Annotated in this window: 20 protein-coding genes; 11 read left to right on the top strand and 9 right to left on the bottom strand. The window is 67.6% G+C overall.

The features are described 5' to 3' along the window. Positions 1 to 48: 48 nt before the first annotated feature. Genes A5756_RS12810 through A5756_RS12830 form a run of 5 tightly spaced genes read right to left on the bottom strand, consistent with a single transcriptional unit; the run spans position 49 to position 4,705 of the window. Complete coding sequence (locus tag A5756_RS12810) at positions 49 to 597, bottom strand: YbhB/YbcL family Raf kinase inhibitor-like protein (protein ID WP_066952737.1); 549 nt, start codon at positions 595 to 597, stop codon at positions 49 to 51. After that, positions 594 to 1,154, bottom strand: a complete 561-nt coding sequence (locus A5756_RS12815) for a 3-isopropylmalate dehydratase (protein WP_066952739.1) — start codon at positions 1,152 to 1,154, stop codon at positions 594 to 596. The genes A5756_RS12810 and A5756_RS12815 overlap by 4 nt, the downstream gene beginning before the upstream one ends. Then, on the bottom strand, positions 1,151 to 2,398 hold the full coding sequence (locus tag A5756_RS12820) for an aconitase/3-isopropylmalate dehydratase large subunit family protein (RefSeq protein ID WP_066952742.1): 1,248 nt from the start codon (positions 2,396 to 2,398) through the stop codon (positions 1,151 to 1,153). Before A5756_RS12820 ends, A5756_RS12815 begins: the two co-directional genes overlap by 4 nt. Continuing rightward, positions 2,389 to 3,273, bottom strand: coding sequence for an oxaloacetate decarboxylase (locus tag A5756_RS12825; protein WP_066952743.1), 885 nt, complete (start codon positions 3,271 to 3,273; stop codon positions 2,389 to 2,391). The genes A5756_RS12820 and A5756_RS12825 overlap by 10 nt, the downstream gene beginning before the upstream one ends. Before the next feature lie 10 nt (positions 3,274 to 3,283). Continuing rightward, positions 3,284 to 4,705, bottom strand: a complete 1,422-nt coding sequence (locus A5756_RS12830) for an MmgE/PrpD family protein (RefSeq protein WP_066952745.1) — start codon at positions 4,703 to 4,705, stop codon at positions 3,284 to 3,286. A gap of 81 nt (positions 4,706 to 4,786) precedes the next feature. On the opposite strand from A5756_RS12830, the gene A5756_RS12835 reads away from it, so the two are divergent. Continuing rightward, positions 4,787 to 5,605, top strand: coding sequence for a GntR family transcriptional regulator (locus tag A5756_RS12835; RefSeq protein WP_369828637.1), 819 nt, complete (start codon positions 4,787 to 4,789; stop codon positions 5,603 to 5,605). Here A5756_RS12835 and A5756_RS12840 read toward each other — a convergent pair. Next, the gene (locus A5756_RS12840) at positions 5,602 to 6,480 is read right to left on the bottom strand and encodes a ribokinase (protein ID WP_066952748.1); all 879 of its coding nucleotides are present in this window, start codon (positions 6,478 to 6,480) and stop codon (positions 5,602 to 5,604) included. The genes A5756_RS12835 and A5756_RS12840 overlap by 4 nt on opposite strands. A 64-nt stretch (positions 6,481 to 6,544) precedes the next feature. Next, on the bottom strand, positions 6,545 to 7,222 hold the full coding sequence (locus tag A5756_RS12845; RefSeq protein ID WP_082960024.1) for a cation transporter: 678 nt from the start codon (positions 7,220 to 7,222) through the stop codon (positions 6,545 to 6,547). Positions 7,223 to 7,452: 230 nt separating this feature from the next. On the opposite strand from A5756_RS12845, the gene A5756_RS12850 reads away from it, so the two are divergent. The 10 genes from A5756_RS12850 to A5756_RS12895 all read left to right on the top strand — a co-directional run bounded on the left by A5756_RS12850 (position 7,453) and on the right by A5756_RS12895 (position 18,318). Continuing rightward, positions 7,453 to 9,612 (top strand): adenylate/guanylate cyclase domain-containing protein, encoded by a 2,160-nt coding sequence (locus A5756_RS12850; protein WP_066952752.1) that lies wholly within the window; start codon positions 7,453 to 7,455, stop codon positions 9,610 to 9,612. Beyond that, complete coding sequence (locus A5756_RS12855; protein ID WP_066952754.1) at positions 9,609 to 11,054, top strand: mechanosensitive ion channel domain-containing protein; 1,446 nt, start codon at positions 9,609 to 9,611, stop codon at positions 11,052 to 11,054. The genes A5756_RS12850 and A5756_RS12855 overlap by 4 nt, the downstream gene beginning before the upstream one ends. 105 nt (positions 11,055 to 11,159) lie before the next feature. Next, entirely contained in the window at positions 11,160 to 12,443 is a 1,284-nt protein-coding gene (locus A5756_RS12860; RefSeq protein WP_066952756.1) for a glutamate-5-semialdehyde dehydrogenase, read from the top strand. 34 nt (positions 12,444 to 12,477) lie between these two features. After that, complete coding sequence (locus A5756_RS12865) at positions 12,478 to 13,353, top strand: MoxR family ATPase (RefSeq protein WP_066952758.1); 876 nt, start codon at positions 12,478 to 12,480, stop codon at positions 13,351 to 13,353. A gap of 10 nt (positions 13,354 to 13,363) precedes the next feature. Next, positions 13,364 to 14,809, top strand: coding sequence for a VWA domain-containing protein (locus A5756_RS12870; protein WP_066952760.1), 1,446 nt, complete (start codon positions 13,364 to 13,366; stop codon positions 14,807 to 14,809). A 131-nt stretch (positions 14,810 to 14,940) separates the two neighbouring features. Further along, positions 14,941 to 15,594: a nicotinate-nucleotide adenylyltransferase gene (gene nadD / locus A5756_RS12875; RefSeq protein WP_255360749.1), complete on the top strand. Its 654-nt coding sequence runs from the start codon at positions 14,941 to 14,943 to the stop codon at positions 15,592 to 15,594. Beyond that, positions 15,591 to 15,980: a ribosome silencing factor gene (rsfS, locus tag A5756_RS12880; protein ID WP_066952762.1), complete on the top strand. Its 390-nt coding sequence runs from the start codon at positions 15,591 to 15,593 to the stop codon at positions 15,978 to 15,980. The genes nadD and rsfS overlap by 4 nt, the downstream gene beginning before the upstream one ends. Beyond that, a complete protein-coding gene (gpgP, locus tag A5756_RS12885; protein ID WP_066952763.1) occupies positions 15,977 to 16,651 on the top strand; it encodes a glucosyl-3-phosphoglycerate phosphatase in 675 nt (224 codons plus the stop codon). The genes rsfS and gpgP overlap by 4 nt, the downstream gene beginning before the upstream one ends. Beyond that, positions 16,641 to 17,483 (top strand): diglucosylglycerate octanoyltransferase, encoded by an 843-nt coding sequence (gene octT, locus A5756_RS12890; RefSeq protein ID WP_066952765.1) that lies wholly within the window; start codon positions 16,641 to 16,643, stop codon positions 17,481 to 17,483. The genes gpgP and octT overlap by 11 nt, the downstream gene beginning before the upstream one ends. 4 nt (positions 17,484 to 17,487) lie before the next feature. Continuing rightward, a complete protein-coding gene (locus A5756_RS12895; RefSeq protein WP_066952767.1) occupies positions 17,488 to 18,318 on the top strand; it encodes a DegV family protein in 831 nt (276 codons plus the stop codon). On the opposite strand, the gene A5756_RS12900 is transcribed toward A5756_RS12895, so the two are convergent. Both A5756_RS12900 and A5756_RS12905 read right to left on the bottom strand, forming a co-directional pair. After that, positions 18,315 to 21,224 carry an RND family transporter gene (locus A5756_RS12900; RefSeq protein ID WP_066952769.1) on the bottom strand — a complete coding sequence of 970 codons (2,910 nt, stop codon included), beginning with the start codon at positions 21,222 to 21,224 and terminating at the stop codon, positions 18,315 to 18,317. The genes A5756_RS12895 and A5756_RS12900 overlap by 4 nt on opposite strands. Then, positions 21,221 to 21,688: an MmpS family transport accessory protein gene (locus A5756_RS12905; RefSeq protein ID WP_197505366.1), complete on the bottom strand. Its 468-nt coding sequence runs from the start codon at positions 21,686 to 21,688 to the stop codon at positions 21,221 to 21,223. The genes A5756_RS12900 and A5756_RS12905 overlap by 4 nt, the downstream gene beginning before the upstream one ends. Positions 21,689 to 21,696: the final 8 nt, after the last annotated feature.

A 21,696-nucleotide genomic window follows, 5' to 3' on the forward strand; every position in this document is an offset into this window, starting at 1 on the left:
CCAACCACTGCCAACCGCAGGTCAGGCGGGTCGCGTCGACCCGCGCGCTCAGCGTTCGTAGGTTGCGGTCAGCACGCCGCGGGCCAGCACGTGCCCACGGATCGCGGCCAGCAGCGCCTTGGCCGTGGCGATGCCGTCCGGCACCCGCTGGTCGATCGCGAACACATGGAATCGGTAGTGGTGCGGCCCGTGGCCGGGGATCGGGCGCGGCCCGGCGTACCCGCGATGGCCCAGATCGGCTCGCAGGCACCGCAGGCCTGCCGCGTCGGGCTGCAACCCGCCGGCATCGAGGCCCTCCAGCGTCGGCTCGATCACCGCGGCGGTGTGCAGCAGCGGGCGGGGCAGCGGCACGTCGACGTCGTCGATGATGAGCACCAGCTGCCGGGTCCCCGGCGGCGGCGCGCTCCACCGCAACGGCGGCGACACATTGTCCCCGACGCCCTTGCCGGCGCTGGAGGCCGGCATGCCGCCGCCATCGGTGAACGCGGCGCTGCTGAGGCTGATGGAGGCGGGCGCATCGAACGCCGGCCCGGCAAGGGGACTTCGGTGCGCGCCGGCGCGGACGCCGCGCAGCAGCCGGCCCGGCAGCGCCGTCATGCGCCGCTGCCCGCGCTGCGGATCGCAACAGTGGGCGACCGCAGGAGATCACCCAGTTCGCTGGGAAGATAACCCTGCTCCACCAACCGGGGCAGTACGCCGCCGCTTTCGATGATGTCGAGGATGAGCCCGGGGAGTCTGGGGACGCGTCCGGATGCACCCGTGGTGTCGTTGCGCCAGGTGCCGCCGGTCAGGTCGAAGGTGGCCGTGTCGCCTTCGTGGAAAACGCTGGTGGCGTCGGGCACGGTCATGGCCGGGAGGCCGGCGTTGACGGCATTGCGAAAGAACAAGGAGTTGAATTCCTCGGCGACCAGTCCCGCGACGCCGAGTTCGACGAAGAGGGCCGCCACCGGCCGTGAGGATCCGAGCCCGAAGTTCCTGCCCGCCACCACGATGTCACCCGGGGACACCTGGTCGGTCCAACCCGGACGAACCTCGTAGAAAATGTGCCTGGCGGCTTCGGACGGATCCATCTTCATCGCGAAGGCCGGATACATGGCGTCGGTGTTGAGGTTGTCTCCGAACAGCCAGAGCTTGCCCCGAAACTCCACGGTCATGCCGTCACACTCCTCGGGTCGGTGATGTAGCCGGTGATCGCCGACGCGGCGACGGTGGCCGGTGATGCCATGAAGATCTCGGCCTCGGTGCTGCCCATGCGCCCGGTGAAGTTGCGGGTGCTCGAGGTGATGCATACCTCTCCGGGACCGACCACACCCATGTGGTAGCCGAAACAGGCGCCGCAGGTGGAGTTCGTGATGACCGCACCCGCGTCCGCCAGGTCCTGCAAGTACCCCAGCCGCATGGCCTCCCGGTACACCGCCTGGGAGGCGGGCGTGACCAACAGGCGCACACCGGGTGCGACGGACTTGCCGCGCATCACCCGTGCGGCGATAGCGAGGTCTTCGAGCTGTCCGTTCGCGCACGAGCCGATGAAGGCCTGGTCGACCTTGCGGCGGTCCAGCTGGGAGACGGGCAGCCCGTTGCGGCTGACCGTTCCCGGTCGCGCCACGTAGGGCTCCAGTGTCGTCAGATCGACACGGCGGATCTCTTGGTATGCGGCATCGGAATCCGGTGTGACGGCACCGTATTCGGTGACACCACGGTCGTCGAGAAACGACGTCAATACGTCGTCGGGCTCGAACGTCGCGAAGTCGGCGGAAACCTCGGCGCACTGGGTCGCGACGGTCCGCCGGTCATGCATCGGGATGCCGGCCAGGCCGGTGCCGCCGAATTCCAGGTTGCGGTTCGGGGCATCGCCGTACTCGTTGGCGATATGCAAGAAGATGTCTTTTCCGCTGACGGTCTCGGGCTTGGCGCCCTCGAGCTCGTAGCGGATTGTGGGCGCGACCTGAAACCATGTCGTGCCGGTGCACATGATCGAATAGATCTCCGCGGGCCCGAGGCCCCGCGCGGCGGTGTTGTAGGCGCCCGCCGCGCAGGTGTGAGAGTCGGTGCAGGCCAAGATTTCTCCGGGCCGCGCCAGTCCGTTCTCGGCGATCACCTGGTGGCAGATGCCGTGCCGGCCGACGTCATAGAACCGTTCGACGCCGAAATCGGCGACGAATTCGCGGGCCCGCGGACCGCCCGCGGCGTCTTTTATTGTCGGTGCGGGAACGGCGTGGTCCATGACGACCGCCAGCTTGTCGGGGTCGTGGATCCGGTTGGGCGTAATCCACATCGTGGCGAACTGCAAATCGATTAGCACGGTCATATCGACGTCGACCACGACGGTGTCACCCGCGGACACCGCATCCAGACCGGCTTTGCGGGCGAAGATCTTCTCGATGATCGTCATGCCCATGAGGGGTCCTTACGCGCGTAGCGGGCGTCGCGTTCCAGCCAGTCGGCCATTCCGACCATGTTGAAGAAATCGGCGGGTGTGCTGGGAAGGTGGCCGGCGATGTCGGTGCCGTTCAATTCGCAAAGGCTCTGCAACATACCGAAAGTCGCCTGCATCAAGAGGTTGCTCGGATGGATCGCGATGGCGTAGCCCAACTCCTGCAGCCGCGAGGCCGACTGCAGCGGTGTCAGGCCACCGAGCACCAGGTTGATCAGCAGGGGTGCGTCCACTTCGCGCGCGATGCGCTCCACCTCGCCGGCGTCCTGCGGCGCCTCGACGAAGATGATGTCGGCACCCGCCTGCGCGTACCGGTTGGCGCGCTCGATGGCGGCGTCCAGGCCGAGGGGCGCCCGCGCGTCGGTGCGGGCCACCACCAACAGGTTGTCATCGGAGCGGGTGTCCAGCGCCGCGGCCAGAGTCTGCTGGAACACCGCAGTGTCGACCACCTGTTTGTCGGGCAGGTGGCCGCAACGCTTCGGAAAGACCTGGTCCTCCAACTGAATCGCGGCCACCCCCGCCGCGTCGTAGGAGCGAACGGTGCGCACCACGTTCATGGGCGCGCCGTAGCCGGTGTCGGCGTCGGCGATCAGGGGGACGTCACCCAGCGCGTCGGTGATCATCGCGACCCGGCCGGCCATCTCGGTTGCGGTGACCAGCCCGATGTCGGGTAGGCCGAAGCCGGAGGCTGCCACGCCGGCGCCGGTCATGTACGCCGCGGTGTGGCCGGTGCGTTTCGTCAGGTGTGCGGAGATGCCGTCGAAAACGCCTGGCGCGACGATGAGTTCCCGGGTGCTGAGCATGTCCTTCAGCCGTTGTCGGGCCGGGGTAGTGGCCATGAGTTTCCTTTCAGTCCAGCGCGCCCGCGACCGGGGCCGCGAGCAGATCCGTCAGTTGGTCGATGTCGTCGAGGTCGTCGAGATTGACCACCGCCCGCTCGATCGCTTCGGCGCGCGACCGGCTGGTGACCCGGTCGGCGAGCGAGTGGAACTTGTCGACGAGTTCGTCGTTGGCGACGGGGTCGGTGGGCGCGCCATGCGGCAAGGCCACACGGGCGCGGTGGACCGCACCGTCACGGGTGGTGACCGCGACATCGGTGCGGAATTTCTTGGTGAAATCGGCGTGGGTGAGCGATTCGTCCAGGTGCACCGTCGTCGCCGCGATGAGCGACCAGATGTCGTCCGAATCGAGGCGGGCGGGGGTGAACTGCTCGGGCAGCACGTTGCCGTCGAGCAGCGCCGCGGCGGTCACATAGCCGATGTTCATCTGGGCGCCGATCGGGGTCAGCGGTCTGTCCGGCTGCCACCAGCCGTGCTTGTAGATGGTCTCGCCCACGGTGATGTCGATTTTCGAAATATCCTCGGGCGCAACGGATTCACGCACCAGCCTGGCGGCGTCGATCGCTGCGTGCACCCCACCCATCGCGGCGTAGGACTTGACCATGATGATGGTGGTCTCCCAGCGTTGGCCGAGTTCGCCGGTCAGCGGCGCGGCGTCGGGATCGTGCCCCTCGCCGAAAACGCTGAGAAACCCGCCGTATTCGCGCTCGAACACCCGCTTGATGCCGGTGTAACCGGCCGCCGCCAGTCCCGCCGCGTAGAAGCCGTTGCGCGCCGCGAAGCCGTGGTGCATGCGCTTGCTCATGGCCTCGTACTGCGCGGCCATCAGACCCGCCGACTGCGTGCCGGCCAGCCCGAGGGCGTCCTCCAATTGCGCCGGCGGCAGCCCGCGTAACTTTCCCGACGCCATTGCCGCGGCGTGGGTGCCGAAAACCGAGCCCGAGTGCCAGCCGCGGTCGAGCATCTGAGTGCCGTGCAGCGTGTAGCCGACGCGCGGACCCACCTCGAAGCCGGCGATCGCGGCCAGCAGGAGGTCGGCACCGGTCGAACGGTGCGGCCGCGTGGACGCCGTCGAGAGCAGCGCGGGAATCAGCAGCGAGCAGCTGTGCAGCGGGGCAAGGGGGTGAAAGTCGTCGAGCTCGAAGCCCTGGATGAAGGTGCCGTTGAGGATCGCCGCCGCGGGCGCCCCGGTGGTGCGTCCGGTGCCGATGGCGACGGTGTCGCCGGGACTTTCGAGCGCGAGGACGGCGTCGGTCGCGATGCGTGACCACGGCAGTTGCGCCCCGACGAGCGCGCAGCCGATCCCGTCCAGGAGCAGGTGTTTCGCACGGTCGAGGACGGGACGCGGGACGGTGTCGAGCGTGAGACCGGCGACCCAGGTGGCAAGTCGCCCGGTCGGCCCGTCCGGGTCGGTGGCGGCCGGGGCGTTCATCGGGCCTCCCTGCGTTCTGGATCAGTTGTTATATACATATAACAACTGATCGGAGTACGCAAGGGAGGCCGTGTGGAAGCATTGACGACCGTGCAGCAGGGCAAAGGTGGGCCGGTATCGGCGGCGGCCGGGGTACCGCTGCACCGGCAGCTGTTCTTGGTGCTGCACGACGAGATCGACCGTGGCGTCATCGCCCCTGGCGACGCGTTGCCCACCGAGCAGACCCTGTGCGACCAGTTCGGCGTATCGCGCATCACCGTGCGCCGGGCGCTGGGGGACCTGGCCGAGCAGGGATACATCGAGCGCAGGCACGGCGTCGGGTCGTTCGTGCGGCCGCACGGCCCAGCGGATGTCTCGGGCGTTTTGGCGGCGGGGCGTTCCTTCATGCAGGGGCTGCGACAGACGCAATTCGAAACCAAGGTCGATGTCGTCGAGCTGGGGAAGCGCCGTCCCCCGAGGGCCATCGGTGAGGCGCTGGAAGCTCCCGGCGAGTTGCTGCAGATAGTGCGGGTGCGGCGCCAACGCCGAACCGATGAGCCGTTGATGGTGACCGAAGCCTGGCTGCCGCCGGAATGGTCCGACGTGCTGACCGAGCGGGAACTGCGGCGCAGACCGCTTTACGAGCTGGTATCGGACGGGGGCGTCGTCGTGGACCGCGTGCTGCACGAGATCACGGCCGAGATCGCCGGACCGCGCCACGCGCACCTGCTCGGCACGGCCATCGGCGCCGCGCTGCTGCGCGTCAACCGCCTATCGTTCGTGGCCGAGGCGCCGCATCACTACGTGTCGACCGTGTTGTCGCCGAGCCGCAGCCGTGTCCTGCTCAGCCAGACGGCGGAGGAGATGGAGACCGGCGACGGCCTGAGAATCGCCCACGACGTCGGCGGGGACACCGGCTAACGGGCGTCGTGCAGCGCCGCGTCGATCGCTTCGGCATCCGGTGCGCAGTTGCCGGCGCCCGGCACCAGCGTCGCCAGTGCGCCGGCGGCGCAGGCGCGCCGCAATGCGCTCAGCCGCTGGGCAGACGAACCGGGATGCGGCGGCCAGCTGCCGGCCAGCACTCCGGCGAACACGTCGCCGGCCCCAGTGGTGTCCACCGCGGCCACCGGGGGAGCGGGCACCAGGAATTCGCCGTCGACACCGACGTACCGGGCGCCGCGCGCGCCCAGCGTGGTCACCAAGTGTGTTGGGCGCCAAGGCCATTCGTCGGCCTCGGCTTCGTTGGCGATCACCACGTCGGCCGCGGCCGCCAGGTCGGCCAGCGGGTCCTGGTCCCGGCCGGCCGGCGAGGCATTGACGATGACGACCGCCCCGGCCGAACGGGCCTGTTGCGCAGCGGCCACCGCCGCCTGCACCGGAATTTCCAACTGCGTCAATAACACGTCGCAGCCGGCGATGACGCTTCGCACGGCCGCGGCATCCAGCGCCAGCCGGCCGTTGGCGCCCGGCGCGACCACGATGGTGTTCTCGGCGTGGGCGTCGACGACGACGATCGCCGTGCCGCTCGGCCCGGGCGTTTCGGCGGTGGCGTCCAGGCGCACGCCGTTGTCCAGCAGGTGGGCGCGCAATTGGCCGGCGGCCGGGTCATCACCGATCGCGCCGACGAATTGAACCCGTGCGCCGGCGCGCGCCGCCGCCACCGCCTGGTTACCGCCCTTGCCGCCGGGCGCGTAGGTCAGCGACGACGCCAGCACCGTCTCGCCGGGAGAGGGGAGGGCATCGACGCGCAGCGACAGGTCCATGTTCACGCTGCCGACCACACAGACCCGTGCCATTACGTTGACGTTAGCCGATTCCAAGAGCCAAACAGTGTGCCGTGACGTGGTTTTGGCGCCTGGGTCAGCATGCGCATTCCTCGCCACGCCACGCCGCGAAGCCCTCCCGGACCGCAAAGCCGGCGATGGCGAGTCCGACCGCCGGGTCCAGCCACCAGCCGCCCGGCCACACGGCGATGACGGCCAGCGTGAGAAGGACCGCCGCTGATTGCGCAGCGCAAAGATAGTTCTGTGTGCCCTCCCCGGCCGTGGCCCGCGAGTCCAGACGCCTGCCGAGCCTCTGCTTGGCCCGGCCGAGAAGCGGCATCAGGATTAGCGCCGCGGCGGTCAACGCCATCCCGATCCATGTCGTTTCGGGGCGGGCCCCGGCGAGCAGGCTACGGACCGATTCGAAGGCGACGTAGGGCGCGACGAGCCAGAACGAGACGGCCACCCCACGTTGCGCCCGGCGCTCCGAGGTCTCCGACAGCGTGCGTGCACCCGTGAACCGCCACACGACGATCACGCTCGCCAAGCCCTCGACCGCGCTACCCAGCGCCCAGCCGATCAGGGAGACGGATCCGGCGGTGAACCCTTGCCACAGGCCGAGCCCGCCCTCCGCGCACATCCACGCCAGGCTCGCCCACGCGAGCCATCGCGCCACGCGCGCAGCCCGAACCCATTCGGCGTCACGCTCCGGGCGACGGATGGTCGTCACTTCGGTCGTCCCGCAACCGCAACCCTCCGCGCACCCATCGCTCATAACGCCAAGAATAAGTGGGCTCCGTTAGCTGAATGAAGGGTTGGGCGGCGTCGGCGTCGAATGCTTTGGCGCAATCGCCCATATCTGCAGACACGCGCGCTAGTGTGCTGCGTGAGCGATGCTGCGTGTCCGAGGAAGGGCGAAGTCGAGTGACATCGAGCGAGCTAAGAGACGCTGAGCCGGCTTCCAACACCACACCGGAACATGCCGCGGGGCAGGCTCCGGCCGAAATGCCTGTGACAGAGCAAGGCCCGGCCCGCAAGCGCCATAAGTTCCGTCGCCGTCGGCGTTTCCGAATCGGCCTGCAATCCAAGCTGCTGCTGATGTTGCTGCTCTCCAGCATCCTGTCGATCGGGGTGATCGGGTTCATCGGGGCGTCGTCGGGCCGCAACGCCCTGCGCCAAGTCGAATCCGAGCGACTCACCGAACTGCGCGAGTCCCAGGCGCGCCAGGTGCAGTCGCTCTTCAGAGAGGTGACCAACTCCCTGATCGTCTACAGCGGCGGCTTCAGCATCGTCGAGGCGATGACGGCGTTCACCGATGGATTCGCCCAGTTGTCCAATGCGACGATCAACCCGGCCCAGCAGCAGGCGATCGTCAACTACTACGACGACAACATGATCAAGCCGATCAAACGGATCACGGGTGAAGATCTCGATCGCAACGCCATCCTCCCGAGTTCCAACGCGCAGAAGTACCTTCAGGCCTACTACACCGCGCCCTACCGTTCGATCTCCGAGGCGAGGAAGGTCGACGACGCCGGCGATGGCAGTGCGTGGTCGGCGGCCAACGCTCGCTACGGCTTCTACATGCGCGAGATCGTCAGCCGCTTCGAATACCCCGATGCGCTGTTGCTGGACATGCAGGGCAACGTCGTCTATTCGGTGAATAAGGGCCCGGACTTGGGCACCAACATTCTGACCGGGCCTTACCGGGAATCCAAGTTGCGCGATGCGTACCAAAAGGCCTTGCGCTCCAACGATCTCAGCTTCGTCTGGATCACCGACTTCCAGCCGTACCAGCCGGAACTCGACACCCCCACGGCGTGGGCGGTGTCGCTGGTGGGAATGAACGGGAAATTCAACGGCGTCATGGCCCTGCCACTGCCGATCTCGAAGATCAACAGGATCATGACCGCCGACAAACACTGGGATGCCGCGGGAATGGGCCCGTCGACCGAGACTTACCTCGCCGGAGCCGACAACCTGATGCGTTCCGACTCGAGGCTTTTCCTGGAGGATCCGGCCGAATACCGGCGCGAGGCGGTGGCATCGGGCACGCCGCCCGACGTGGTCGACGAAGCGATCCGGCTGGGTGGCACGACCCTGGTCCAGCCGGTCCCCACCGCGGGCCTTCGCGCCGCCCAACGTGGACAGACCGGAGTCATCAGCGCCACCGACTATATGGGCAACAGGGAGCTGGAAGCCTACGCGCCGCTGAGCGTGCCGAACTCCGATCTGCACTGGTCGATCCTGGCGACACGGGACAACTCCGACGCTTTCGCGCGCCTGGGCAGGTTCAGCAGGACGGTAGTGCTGGCGGTGGCGATCATGATCTTCGCCATCTGCGTGGCGTCGATGGTGCTGGCCCAACTGATGTTGCGGCCGATCCGTCGGCTGCAGGCCGGCACGCAGAAGATCAGCTCCGGCAACTACGAGGTCGACATCCCGGTCACCACCCGCGACGAGATCGGCGACCTGACCGCTGCTTTCAACGAAATGAGTCGCAGCCTGGCAATCAAGGAGGAACTTCTCAACGAACAGCGCCGGGAGAACGACCGCCTGTTGCTGGCGCTGATGCCCGAGTCCGTCGTTCAGCGATATCGCGAGGGTCAGGAGACCATCGCGCTGGAACACCAGGGCGTGGCCGTCATCTTCGCCGAAATCGTCGGGCTCGACGAGGTTTCCGTGGATGTATCCGGCGACGAGCTCGTCGGGATCGTCGACGAACTGTTCCGGCAGTTCGATTCGGCGGCCGAATCTCTGGGCGTCGAGCGGATTCGCACGTTCCATAACGGCTATCTCGCCAGCTGCGGTGTGGTCACGCGGCGGCTGGACAGCATCCACCGCAGCGTCGACTTTGCTATCGAAATGCGCCAAATCATCGATAGATTCAACGGCCAGACCGGCCACCAGCTGCGCCTTCGGGTGGGCATCAGCACCGGTGACGTCATCAGCGGACTGGTGGGCCGCTCGGGGCTCGTCTACGACATGTGGGGCGCCGCGGTCAGCCTCGCTTACCGGATGCAAAGTGGCGCAAACCAATCGGGTATCTACGTCACCTCCCAGGTCTACGAGGCGATGCGGGACGTGCGGCAGTTCACGCCGGCCGGCACCATTTCGGTCAGCGGAACCGACCAGGCGATCTACCGGTTGTCGGAGCGATCATGAACCTGTTCGACTCATCGTGGTTCTACTGGGCCATCGGCGTAGCGGTCGGATTCCCGGTGGCCTTGATCCTGCTTACCGAGCTGCACCGCACGCTGGTCCGCCGACACAGCCAGTTGGCCCGGCAGGTAAGCCTGCTGCGTAACTACCTGCTGCCGCTGGGTGCGTTGTTGCTGCTGCTCGTCGAGGCTTCGCAGGTGCCCGCCAAAGACGGCTCGGTGCGGATCCTGACCACGCTGTTCGGCCTGCTGGTGCTCGTGCTGGTGTTGTCCGCGCTGAACGCCACCGTGTTCGAGGGCGCGCCCGACAAGAGCTGGCGCAAACGGCTGCCCACCATCTTCGTCGATGTCGCCCGCTTCGGAGTCATCGGCGTCGGCCTGGCGGTGATGCTGTCAATGATCTGGGGCGTCCGGATCGGTGGCCTGTTCACCGCGCTGGGCGTCACCTCGGTGGTCATCGGTCTGATGCTGCAGAACTCCGTCGGCCAGGTGGTGTCCGGGTTGTTCATGCTGTTCGAGCAGCCGTTCCGGATCGATGAGTGGCTGGACACCGGGACCGCGCGGGGGCGTGTCGTCGAAGTGAACTGGCGGTCCGTGCACATCGACACCGGCAGCGGCATCCGCATCATGCCCAACTCGATGCTCGCCAGCACCTCGTTCACCAACCTCAGTCGCCCGTCGCGCGCGTACGACTGCGCGATCACAACCAAGTTCGCGCCCGGCGATTCCCCGGACAAGGTGTGCGCGATGCTCACGCGGGTCGCTACGGCGTTGCCGGCCCGCAGGCCCGGAATCTTGCCCACCGCAGTCTCCTTGGGCGGCGCCCAGTACCGCACGACCATCCGGTTGGCGTCCCCCGCCGACGCCGAAGCCACCGAAGCGACCTTCCTGCGCTGGGTTTGGTATGCGGCGCGGCGGGCGCGCCTGCATCTTGACGGTGCCGACGACAACTACTCCACCAAACAACGCGTGGAAAAAGCCTTGCGCACGGTCGTCGCGCCGGCGTTGCGGCTGAGCCATACCGATCAGCAATCGCTCGTCCCGTACGCGAAGCTCGTCCGCTACGGTGCCGACGAAATCCTCGAATCCGCCGGCCAGGTCTCGCCCGGCATGACCTTCCTGGTGGCCGGCCGGGTGCGCTTGACGGCGACGACCGACGACGGCTCGGTGGTGCCAGTCACCACCCTGGACGAGGGATCGTTCCTAGGCCTGACCGCGCTGACCCGCCAGCCCAACCTCGCCGGCGCGTATGCGCTGGACGAGGTGACGGCACTGCAGATCGATCGCGAGCACCTCGAGCATCTGGTGATGCGTAAGCCGTTGCTGCTCCAAGACTTAGGACGACTCATCGAGGAGCGACAAGCCAAGGTGCGACAGGTGACGCACCGTGAACGGACCAGCCCGGCCCGCATCGGGGTACCGACGGCGGCAAAAACACTTCGCTGACCCACCGGAGACCGCGACTTGATAGTCGGCGCGTTACGCGCGGGGCGGATGCCGTAATACCCGGGCCGCCTCACCTGGCCGGTTAAGGCCCGATACCCTGGTTCAATGAGTCTGCAAGCACCATTCCTCAGCGGTGGGGCTCAACAGCGGGAGTCTGACTTGCGCCGGGAGGTCCACAACGCCGCCCGCCGCGCCCGGGTCGCGTCCCGCGTCCTGGCATTGCTGCCGACGGTCGCCAAGGACCAGGCACTGCGGTCGGCGGCCGACGCGATAGCGGCCCACACCGATTTGATCCTGTCGGCCAATGCCGAAGACCTCAGCGCCGCCGAGGCCTCCGGCACCCCGACCGCGATGCTCGACCGGTTGGCGCTGGACCCCAGACGTGTCGAGGGAATTGCCGCCGGCCTGCGTCAGGTCGCCGGGTTGCCTGACCCGGTCGGCGAGGTGCTGCGTGGCTACACCCTGCCCAACGGTTTGCATCTGCGGCAGCAGCGCGTGCCGCTCGGCGTCGTCGGCATGATCTACGAAGGCCGGCCCAACGTGACGGTCGACGCCTTCGGTCTGGCGCTCAAGTCGGGCAACGCCGTGTTGCTGCGCGGAAGTTCTTCGGCCACCCGGTCCAATCAGGCGCTGGTGCAGGTGCTGCGCGCTTCGCTGGTCAGCGAGGACCTGCCCGCCGATGCGGTGCAACTGCTTTCGGCCGCCGACCGCTCGACGGTCACGCACCTGATCCAGGCCCGCGGCCTGGTCGACGTGGTGATTCCGCGCGGGGGAGCCAGCCTGATCAACGCGGTGGTCCGCGACGCGCAGGTGCCCACCATCGAGACCGGCGTGGGCAACTGTCACGTATACGTCCACGAGGGCGCCGACCTGGACGTGGCGGAACGGATCCTGCTGAACTCCAAGACCCGTCGGCCCAGCGTCTGCAACGCCGCCGAGACGCTGTTGGTCGATGCCGCCATCGCCAAGAAGGCGCTGCCCCGGTTGGTGGCCGCCCTGGAGGATGCCGGCGTGACCGTGCACGGCGGGTTCTCGGCGGACGCGGGGGAGGACGACCTGCGCCGCGAGTACCTGTCGATGGACATCGCTGTCGCGGTGGTCGACGGCATCGACGCCGCGATCGCCCACATCAACGAGTACGGCACCGGGCACACCGAGGCCATCGTCACCAGCAATATGGCTGCGGCGCAACGGTTTAGCGACGGCGTCGACGCCGCCGCGGTGATGATCAACGCGTCGACGGCGTTCACCGACGGTGAGCAGTTCGGTTTCGGCGCCGAGATCGGCATCTCCACCCAGAAATTGCACGCGCGCGGCCCCATGGGGCTGCCGGAATTGACCTCGACCAAGTGGATCGCGTGGGGCGACGGGCAAATCCGCCCCGCCTGACCGCGACGAAAAGTGCTTTAGGAGAACCGAGATAGTGAGCGTGCCCGCCCGGCCCAAGCCGCTGTTCGCCGACATCGACGACGTCTCGCGACGGTTGGCCGAGACCGGTTACCTGCCCGACACCGCCACCGCGACCGCGGTGTTCCTGGCCGACCGGCTGGGCAAGCCCCTGCTGGTGGAGGGCCCCGCCGGCGTGGGCAAGACCGAGCTGGCCCGCGCCGTCGCCCAGGCGACCGGTTCCGGACTGGTCCGCCTGCAGTGCTACGAGGGGGTGGACGAGGCTCGCGCCCTCTACGAGTGGAACCACGCCAAGCAGATCCTGCGCATCCAGGCCGGCTCCGGGGACTGGGACCAGACCAAGGACGACGTGTTCAGCGAGGAGTTCCTGCTGCAGCGTCCGCTGCTGACCGCCATCCGGCGCACCGAGCCCACGGTCTTGCTGATCGACGAAACCGATAAGGCCGACATCGAAATCGAGGGCCTGCTGCTCGAGGTGCTGTCCGACTTCGCGGTGACCGTGCCCGAGCTGGGCACGATCGCCGCCGAGCGGACGCCGTTCGTGCTGCTGACCTCCAACGCCACCCGCGAACTGTCGGAGGCCCTCAAGCGTCGCTGCCTGTTCTTGCACATCGACTTTCCCAGTCCCGAATTGGAACGCCGCATCCTGTTGTCGCGGGTGCCCGAGCTGCCCCAGCACCTCGCCGAGGAGCTGGTGCGAATCATCGGCGTGCTGCGCGGCATGCAACTCAAGAAGGTGCCGTCCATCGCCGAGACCATCGACTGGGGCCGGACGCTGCTCGCGCTGGGCCTGGACACCATCGACGACTCCGTCGTTGCCGCCACCCTGGGCGTGGTTCTCAAGCATCAGTCCGACCAGCAGCGCGCAACCGGCGAGCTCCGGTTGAACTAGGGACGCACCGATGGCCCCCCGCCGCATCCGACCGACCCGGCCCCTCGCCCCGCACGGGCTGCCCGGCCACCTGGTTGGCTTCGTGGAAGCCCTTCGCGCGGTGGGGATTTCGGTGGGACCGTCCGAGACGGTGGACGCCGGGCGGGTGATGGCCACCCTCGGTTTGGGCGATCGTGAGGTGTTGCGCGAGGGCATCGCCTGCGCCGTGTTGCGCCGTCCCGAACACCGCGAGACTTACGACGCCATGTTCGACCTGTGGTTTCCCGCGGCGCTGGGCACCCGCGCGGTGGTGACCGACGAGGAGGCCGACGCGCAAGGCGATACCTCGTTGCCGCCCGACGACGTCGAGGCGATGCGCCAGATGCTGCTGGATCTGCTCACCGAGAACCCCGAGCTCGCCGACATGGACCAGCGGCTGGTCGCGATGATCGCGCGCATCGTGGAGGCCTACGGCAAATACAGTTCCAGCCGCGGCCCGTCGTTCTCGTCGTACCAGGCGCTCAAGGCGATGGCCCTGGACGAGTTGGAGGGCAAACTGCTGGCCGGGCTGCTCGCCCCGTACGGCGACGAACCCACGCCCACCCAGGAACAGATCGCCAAAGCCATGGCGGCGCAGCGGATCACGCAATTGCGCAAGATGGTCGACGCCGAGACCAAGCGGCGGACCGCCGAGCAGCTGGGCCGCGACCACGTCCAGATGTACGGCATCCCACAGCTTTCCGAGAACGTCGAGTTTCTGCGGGCCTCCGGCGAACAGCTGCGCCAGATGCAACGGGCGGTGGCTCCGCTGGCCCGGACTCTGGCCACCCGGCTGGCGGCCCGGCGGCGCCGCAGCCGCGCGGGCGTGATCGACCTGCGCAAGACGCTGCGCAAGTCGATGTCCACCGGGGGCGTGCCGATCGACGTGGTGCTGGCCAAACCCCGCCCCGCGCGCCCGGAGCTGGTGGTGCTGTGTGACGTGTCCGGCTCCGTCGCCGGGTTCAGCCACTTCACCCTGCTGCTGGTACACGCGCTGCGCCAACAGTTCTCGCGGGTGAGGGTGTTCGCGTTCATCGACACCACCGACGAGGTCACCCACATGTTCGGGCCCGAAGCCGACCTGGCCGTGGCGATCCAGCGGATCACCCGGGAGGCCGGCGTGTACAGCCGCGACGGGCATTCCGACTACGGCAACGCCTTCGCGTCGTTCGTGCAGGCGTTCCCCAACGTCCTTTCCCCGCGCAGCTCGCTGCTGGTGCTCGGTGACGGCCGCACCAACTACCGCAATCCGGAGACCGAGCTGCTGGCCCACATGGTGACCGCCAGCCGGCACGCGCACTGGCTGAATCCCGAGCCCAAACACCTGTGGGGCAGCGGCGACTCGGCGGTGCCGCGTTACCAAGAGGTCATCACGATGCACGAATGCCGGTCGGCCAAGCAGCTCGCCGCCGTGATCGACCAGCTGCTACCGGTCTGAGGGCGTTCTTCCTCCCTGCGTCACGCTGGCGTGACGCTCGCGGGAGGCCCCCGGGGTGCCGACCGGCCCGCGGGCTGAGGAATCGGGCCGGATCGCCGCCTCAAGTAAGCTGGCAAATCGTGCAAAAGCAGCTGCGCAGGCTGGGAGTGATGGGTGGGACGTTCGATCCCATCCATTACGGGCACCTGGTTGCCGCGAGTGAGGTCGCCGACCTGTTCGACCTCGACGAAGTGGTGTTCGTCCCCAGCGGTCAGCCCTGGCAGAAGGACCGCCACGTTTCCGCCGCCGAGGACCGATACCTGATGACGGTGATCGCCACCGCGTCCAACCCGCGCTTCTCGGTGAGTCGGGTCGACATCGACCGCGCCGGGCCCACCTACACCAAGGACACCCTGCGGGAACTGCACGCCCTCAACCCCGATTCGCAGCTGTACTTCATCACCGGGGCCGACGCGCTCGCTTCCATCCTGTCCTGGCAGGGCTGGGAGGAGTTGTTCGAGCTGGCGCGGTTCGTCGGCGTCAGCCGGCCCGGCTACGAGCTGCGGCGCGAACACATCACCGGCGTGCTGGGCGAGCTGGCGGAGGACGTGCTGACGCTCGTCGAGATCCCGGCGCTGGCGATCTCGTCGACCGACTGCCGTCTGCGCGCCGAGCAGCACCGGCCCCTGTGGTACCTGATGCCCGACGGCGTGGTGCAGTACGTCTCCAAGCGCCGGCTGTATCGCGGCGAACAATCGAAGGACACCGTGAGCCGATCAACCCTGCCCGCCGGGAAGAACACATGACCGCCACGCAGGAGGCGATCGACATGGCGACCGTGGCCGCCGGCGCGGCCGCCTCGAAACTGGCCGACGATGTCGTCGTGATCGACGTGTCCGGTCAACTTGTCATCACCGACTGCTTCGTCATCGCTTCGGCGTCCAACGAGCGGCAGGTCAATGCCATAGTCGACGAGGTCGAGGAGAAGATGCGCAGGGCGGGCTACAAGCCGGCGCGCCGGGAGGGCACCCGGGAGGGCCGCTGGACGCTGCTGGACTACCGCGACATCGTCGTGCACATCCAGCACCAGGACGACCGCGACTTCTATGCCCTGGACCGGTTGTGGGGCGACTGCCCGGTCGTGCCGGTGGACCTGGCCGCGGTTCCCGACGACTCGGCGGGCGCGCAATGACGATTCGTCGGCTGATCATGTTGCGGCACGGGCAAACCGAGTTCAACGCGGGCAGCCGCATGCAGGGGCAGCTGGATTCCCAACTCAGCGAGCTCGGGCGGGCGCAAGCGATCGCCGCCGCCGAGGTGCTCGGCAAGCTACAGCCATTGCTCATCGTGTCGTCGGATCTGCATCGCGCCTACGACACGGCGATCCGGCTCGGGGAGCGGACCGGCCTGCCGATCCGGGTGGATCCGCGGTTGAGGGAAACCCATCTCGGCGACTGGCAGGGGCTGACGCACACCGAGGTCGACACGCAGGCCCCCGGTGCCCGGCTGGCCTGGCGGGAAGACGCCACCTGGGCGCCCCATGGTGGCGAAAGCCGGGTCGACGTCGCCGCCCGCAGCGTTCCGTTGGTTACCGAACTGGTCTCCGGCGAGCCGGAATGGGGTGGCCCCCAGCACGCCGATCGGCCGGTGGTGCTGGTGGCCCACGGCGGGCTGATCGCCGCGCTGTCGGCCGCGCTGCTCAAGCTTCCGGTCGCGAACTGGCCGACCTTGGGCGGCATGGGCAACGCCAGCTGGGTGCAGCTTTCCGGCCATGCCGACGACTCCGGGGCGGGTTTCGACAGCATCCGCTGGCGCCTCGATGTGTGGAACGCTTCGGCGCAGGTGCCCAACGATGTCCTCTGATGCACGGCCCACCCTGCTGATCTTCGCCGACTCGCTGGCCTACTACGGGCCCACCGGCGGCCTGCCCGCCGACGATCCGCGCATCTGGCCCAATATCGTTGCAGCGCAATTGGGTTGGGATGTGGAACTCATCGGTCGCATCGGCTGGACCTGCCGCGATATCTGGTGGGCGGCGACCCAGGACCCGCGCGCCTGGGCGGCGCTGCCCAGGGCCGGGGCGGTCATTTTCGCGACCGGCGGCATGGATTCGCTGCCGTCGGTGCTGCCGACCGCGCTGCGCGAACTGATCCGCTACGTGCGCCCGCCGCGAGTGCGGCGCTGGGTCCGCGACGGCTACGGCTGGCTGCAGCCCAGGCTCTCGCCGGTGGCCCGGTCCGCGCTGCCCGCGCACCTGAGCGCCGAGTACCTCGAACAGACCCGCAACGCAATCGATTTCAACCGCCCGGGTATCCCGATCGTGGCCTCGCTGCCGTCGGTGCATATCGCCGACACCTACGGCAGGGCCCACCATGGCCGCCCGGCGACCGCCGCGGCGATCACGGAGTGGGCGCAAACCCACGACGTTCCCCTGGTGGACCTCAAAGCGGCTGTCGCCGAGCACATCATGAGTGGGCGCGGAAATCCCGACGGCATTCACTGGAATTTCGAAGCGCACCAGGCGGTCGCCGAGCTGATGCTGAAGGCCCTGGCCGAAGCCGGCGTGGCGACGATGCAGGGGGGGCACCGCCCGCTTGCGGGGGACGCGCAGCGCGATGAGGTGGGGGCACCTCCCGCTTGCGGGGGAGAGCCGCGCAATCAGACCGGCGTTCACACCGACAAGCCACGCGGGTAGCTCGATGTCCGTCGTAGTGGTGACCGACGCGTCGGCGCGCTTGCCGGCCGACTTGCTGGAGCAGTGGGCGATACGGGTTGTGCCGCTGCACATCCTGCTCGACGGTGTCGATTTGCGTGACGGCGTGGACCAGATCCCCGACGACATCTACAAGCGTCACGCCACCACCGCGGCGGCCACACCGGCCGAACTGGCCGACGCCTACCAGCAGGCGCTGGCCGACAGCGGCGGGGACGGCGTGGTGGCGGTGCACATTTCGTCCGCACTGTCGGGCACCTGCGGCGCGGCGGAACGGACCGCCGCCGACCTGGACGCCCACGTACGGGTCGTCGACTCGAAGTCGACCGCCATGGGCACGGGCTTCATCGCATTGGCCGCCGCGCGGGCCGCCGCCGCCGGCGGTGACCTCGACGCTGTCGCCGGCGCGGCGACCGCGGCCGCACGGCAAAGCCACGCCTTCATGGTGGTGCACCGGCTGGACAACCTGCGCCGCAGCGGGCGAATCGGCGGCGCCAAGGCATGGCTGGGCACGGCGCTGGCGCTCAAGCCGCTGCTGCGCATCGACGACGGCAAACTCGTTCTGGCGCAACGGGTACGCACCGTCACCCACGCGACGGAGGCGATGATCGACCGGGTCTGCGGGGTCGCCGGCGACAGTCCGGCCGCGCTGGCGGTTCATCACGTCGCCAACCCGGACGGCGCCAAGGAAGTGGCGGCGGAGCTGGCGCGCAGACTACCGGTCTGCGAGCCGGCGATCATCACCCCGCTGGGGCCGGTGCTGGCGCTGCATGTCGGTGCCGGAGCCGTCGCGGTGGTCGTGCAGCTGCCGACTTAAGCCGGCACCGCGCGCCGGGCGTTGTCGCCGCGGGGGTGTACCACCTGCGGCCACCAGAACCATCGTCCCAGCAGCGTCGCGATCGACGGCATCAGCAGCGTGCGCACGATCAGGGTGTCGAGCAGCAGACCGATGCACACCGTCGAGCCGAACTGGCCCAGCACCCGCAAGTCGCTGCCGAGCATCGAGGCCATCGTGAAGGCGAACACCAGGCCCGCGGCCGTCACCACCCCACCGGTACCCGCCATCGACCGGATGATTCCGGTCTTGAGCCCGGCATGGATCTCTTCTTTGAATCGCGAGACCAGCAGCAGGTTGTAGTCGGATCCGACGGCCAGCAGGATGATGACGGACAGCGCCATCACGATCCAGTGGATTCTGATGCCGAACAGGTCCTGCCAAATGAGCACGGACAGGCCGAATGACGCGGCGATCGAGCTGGCCGCAGTGCCGACGATCACCAGCGCGGCAACCACGCTTCGAGTCAGCAGGAGCATGATCATGAAGATCAGCGTCAGGGCCGACACCACGGCGATCATCAGGTCGTACTTCTCGCCGTCGGCCATGTCCCTGAACGTCGGGGCCGTGCCGCCGAGATAGACCTTGGCGTCCTGCAGAGACGACTGCTTGAGTCCCTCCTGCGCGGCGGTGCGCTCGGCGTCGACCCGCGAAATACCTTCCGGCGTCATCGGATCGCTCTGGTGGGTGATGAAGAATCGCGCCGACTTACCGTCGGGCGACAAGAACATGCGAAGGCCCGTCTGGAAATCGGGGTTGTCGAAAGCCTCCGGCGGCAGGTAGAAGAAGTCGTCGTTCTTCGACGCGTCGAAGCTCTGCCCCATCACGATCGCCGTATTGCTCATCGCCTCCATCTGGTCGATCATCGCCTTGAACGTCTGGTACAGGGTGAGCGTGATGCCCCTGGTGGTCTTCAGCGTGGTGATCAGCGTGGGAAACAGCGCATTCAGGTCGTGGGTGGCTTTGGCGGTGTGCGCGATGTCGGCGGTGAGGTAGTGGAACTGCTCGGCGAGCTGGTCGAACCCGTCGAACGTGTCGAAGAGGGACCGTAACCCGATGCACACGGGGATGTCGTAGCAGTGCCTCTCCCAGTAGAAGACGCTGCGAATCGGCCGGAAGGTGTCGTCGAAATCCGCGATGTGGTCACGCAGGGTATCGGTGATTTGCGACGTCACGGCCGTGGTCTTTGCGCTGTCGTCCGCGGCGTTCGACAGGTCTAGTGACACCTCGTATTGGCGCTGTGTGGTTTCGATCTGGGTCTGCAGGTCGTCGGCCATTCTGAGGATGTCGGCGATGCGCTCCTTCAGGAAGCCCATGTTCTGCATCGTCGTCTGGCTTTGGATGCTGTTCTGGAACGGTATCGAGCTGTGCTGAATCGGAATGCCCAGCGGCCTGGTGATGTCCTGAACCATGGCGATGCCGAGCGTGCGCATCTCGTTCTTGGCGACCCGGTCCAACACCAGCATGTCGGCCGGGTTTCGCATGTCATGGTCGGACTCCACCATCAGCATGTCGGGGTTCATCCGGGCCTGCGAGAAATGGCGGTCGGCGGCCGCCTGCCCGAGATTGGATGGGGCGGAGGTCGGTAGGTAGTAGCGGTCGTTGTAGCTCGTCTTGTAGCTCGGCAACGCGACCATGCCCACCAACACGACCGCGGCGCTCACGGCCAAAACCGGTGCGGGCCAGCGCACCACCGCGGTGCCCACCCGCCGCCAGAGCCGCCCGCGCTTGGCCGCCCGCTTGGACTCGAAGAGGTGAAAGCGACTGCCCACGAAGACAACCGCCGGACCCAGCGTCAGTCCGGCCAGCACCACCACCAGCATGCCGATCGCTACAGGGGCGCCCATGGTGTTGAACCAGGGCAACCGCGTGAAACTCAGGCAGTACGTCGCCCCGGCGATGGTCAGCCCCGACCCCAGCACAACCGGGGCCACCCCTTTGAAGGTGGTGTAGTACGCGGTTTCTCGATCCTCGCCGGCGCGCAACGCTTCTTGATAACGGCCGACGAGGAAGATGCCGTAGTCGGTGCCGGCCGCGATCGCCAGCATGGTGAGGATGTTGGCGGCGAAAGTGGTGAGCCCAAATGCGTTGTGGTACGCGAGAACGGCGACGACACCCCGCGAACAGGCCAGCGCGACAAAGGTCATGAACAGCTGGACCAGCGTGGTGACGATGGACCGATAGACCAGCAGCAACATGATCGCGATGGCACCCAAGGTGAACAGCGTGATCTTGGCCAGGCTGGCGTTACCGATGATGTGCATGTCGTCGGACAACGCGGCGGGACCGGTGACGTAGGCCTTCACACCCGGTGGTGCCTTGTTCTCGTCGATCACCTTGCGCACGGCGTCCACCGACTCGTTGGCCAGCGTGGTGCCCTGGTTTCCGGCCAGGTTGATCATCACGTACGCGCCCTTGGCGTCGGCGCTTTGCGCGCCCGCGGCGGTGAGCCGATCGCCCCAGAAGTCCTGGATGTGCTGGATGTGCTGGGGATCCTTGCGGAGGTCCCGAATCAGCTTGTCGTAGTACTGGTGCGCGTCCGGGCCGAGGGGCTGCTGGCCCTCCAGCACGATCATGACCGTGCTGTTGGAATCGAACTCGCGGAAGTTGTGGCCCAGCCGCATCATCGCCTTCATCGACGGCGCGTCCAGCGGTGTCATCGGCGCCGAATGGGCCTCGCCGACCTTTTCCAGCGTCGGGACGATGACGTTCACCAGGACCGTGACGAACACCCAGCCCACGATGATCGGCACCGCGAAGATTCGGATCGAGTGGGGCAGGTATGGCCGGTGGCCGCGCTCGGCCTTTGCTTGGGCCGGCGTCGTGACCGGTCCGGTGTCCTCGGTGTCCGCGGTGCCCAGGTGGCCCTTGCCCGTGCCGTCGCTCATGCGGACTTCACCAGGCAGAAGGTCTGCGCGTTGTGGCCGTCGGAGTTCCGCTGTTCGCGGACGACGCCGTCGACGGTGATCTTGCAGCTGATCTCACCGCTGTCGCTCTGCGCCATGATGTTGGCGCTCACCGAGGGCAAGGTGGTCGAGATGGTGGTCGACCACGGCAGTGGCGCCGCATTGACCTGATGGGTGTTGGCGTTCTCGTCCCAGTAGTTGATGTTGGCGGTGGCCCCGGGTGGCCCCGTGATGTCGTACACGACGACCTTCGGGTTGAACTGTACGATTTCGATCCCCTTGCCGGAGTTCGCGTTGAGATCCTGCGAGCCGAAAATCTTGTGGAGCCGCGACACGATCAACGCCGAAAGGGCCAAGACCACCACCAGAAGCAGCGGTATCCACGCCCTTTTGAGGACGCGGGTCACGGTGCCGGTACGTGGACCTGAGTCTGGACTAGCCACCACCTGACCGC

Origin of the sequence: Mycobacterium sp. 852002-53434_SCH5985345, from assembly GCF_001667155.1 — a bacterium.
Classification (GTDB): Bacteria; Actinomycetota; Actinomycetes; order Mycobacteriales; family Mycobacteriaceae; genus Mycobacterium.

What these genes read in the sequence shown, in the direction of transcription:
- A5756_RS12815 (WP_066952739.1), bottom strand. Translation starts at nt 1,154, where the DNA reads ATGACCGTGGAGTTTCGGGGCAAGCTCTGGCTGTTCGGAGACAACCTC.
- octT (WP_066952765.1), top strand. Translation starts at nt 16,641, where the DNA reads ATGTCCTCTGATGCACGGCCCACCCTGCTGATCTTCGCCGACTCGCTG.
- gpgP (WP_066952763.1), top strand. Translation starts at nt 15,977, where the DNA reads ATGACGATTCGTCGGCTGATCATGTTGCGGCACGGGCAAACCGAGTTC.
- A5756_RS12825 (WP_066952743.1), bottom strand. Translation starts at nt 3,273, where the DNA reads ATGGCCACTACCCCGGCCCGACAACGGCTGAAGGACATGCTCAGCACC.
- A5756_RS12840 (WP_066952748.1), bottom strand. Translation starts at nt 6,480, where the DNA reads ATGGCACGGGTCTGTGTGGTCGGCAGCGTGAACATGGACCTGTCGCTG.
- A5756_RS12820 (WP_066952742.1), bottom strand. Translation starts at nt 2,398, where the DNA reads ATGGGCATGACGATCATCGAGAAGATCTTCGCCCGCAAAGCCGGTCTG.
- A5756_RS12870 (WP_066952760.1), top strand. Translation starts at nt 13,364, where the DNA reads ATGGCCCCCCGCCGCATCCGACCGACCCGGCCCCTCGCCCCGCACGGG.
- A5756_RS12810 (WP_066952737.1), bottom strand. Translation starts at nt 597, where the DNA reads ATGACGGCGCTGCCGGGCCGGCTGCTGCGCGGCGTCCGCGCCGGCGCG.
- A5756_RS12900 (WP_066952769.1), bottom strand. Translation starts at nt 21,224, where the DNA reads ATGAGCGACGGCACGGGCAAGGGCCACCTGGGCACCGCGGACACCGAG.
- A5756_RS12855 (WP_066952754.1), top strand. Translation starts at nt 9,609, where the DNA reads ATGAACCTGTTCGACTCATCGTGGTTCTACTGGGCCATCGGCGTAGCG.
- A5756_RS12850 (WP_066952752.1), top strand. Translation starts at nt 7,453, where the DNA reads ATGCCTGTGACAGAGCAAGGCCCGGCCCGCAAGCGCCATAAGTTCCGT.
- A5756_RS12830 (WP_066952745.1), bottom strand. Translation starts at nt 4,705, where the DNA reads ATGAACGCCCCGGCCGCCACCGACCCGGACGGGCCGACCGGGCGACTT.
- A5756_RS12895 (WP_066952767.1), top strand. Translation starts at nt 17,488, where the DNA reads ATGTCCGTCGTAGTGGTGACCGACGCGTCGGCGCGCTTGCCGGCCGAC.
- rsfS (WP_066952762.1), top strand. Translation starts at nt 15,591, where the DNA reads ATGACCGCCACGCAGGAGGCGATCGACATGGCGACCGTGGCCGCCGGC.
- A5756_RS12860 (WP_066952756.1), top strand. Translation starts at nt 11,160, where the DNA reads ATGAGTCTGCAAGCACCATTCCTCAGCGGTGGGGCTCAACAGCGGGAG.
- A5756_RS12845 (WP_082960024.1), bottom strand. Translation starts at nt 7,222, where the DNA reads ATGAGCGATGGGTGCGCGGAGGGTTGCGGTTGCGGGACGACCGAAGTG.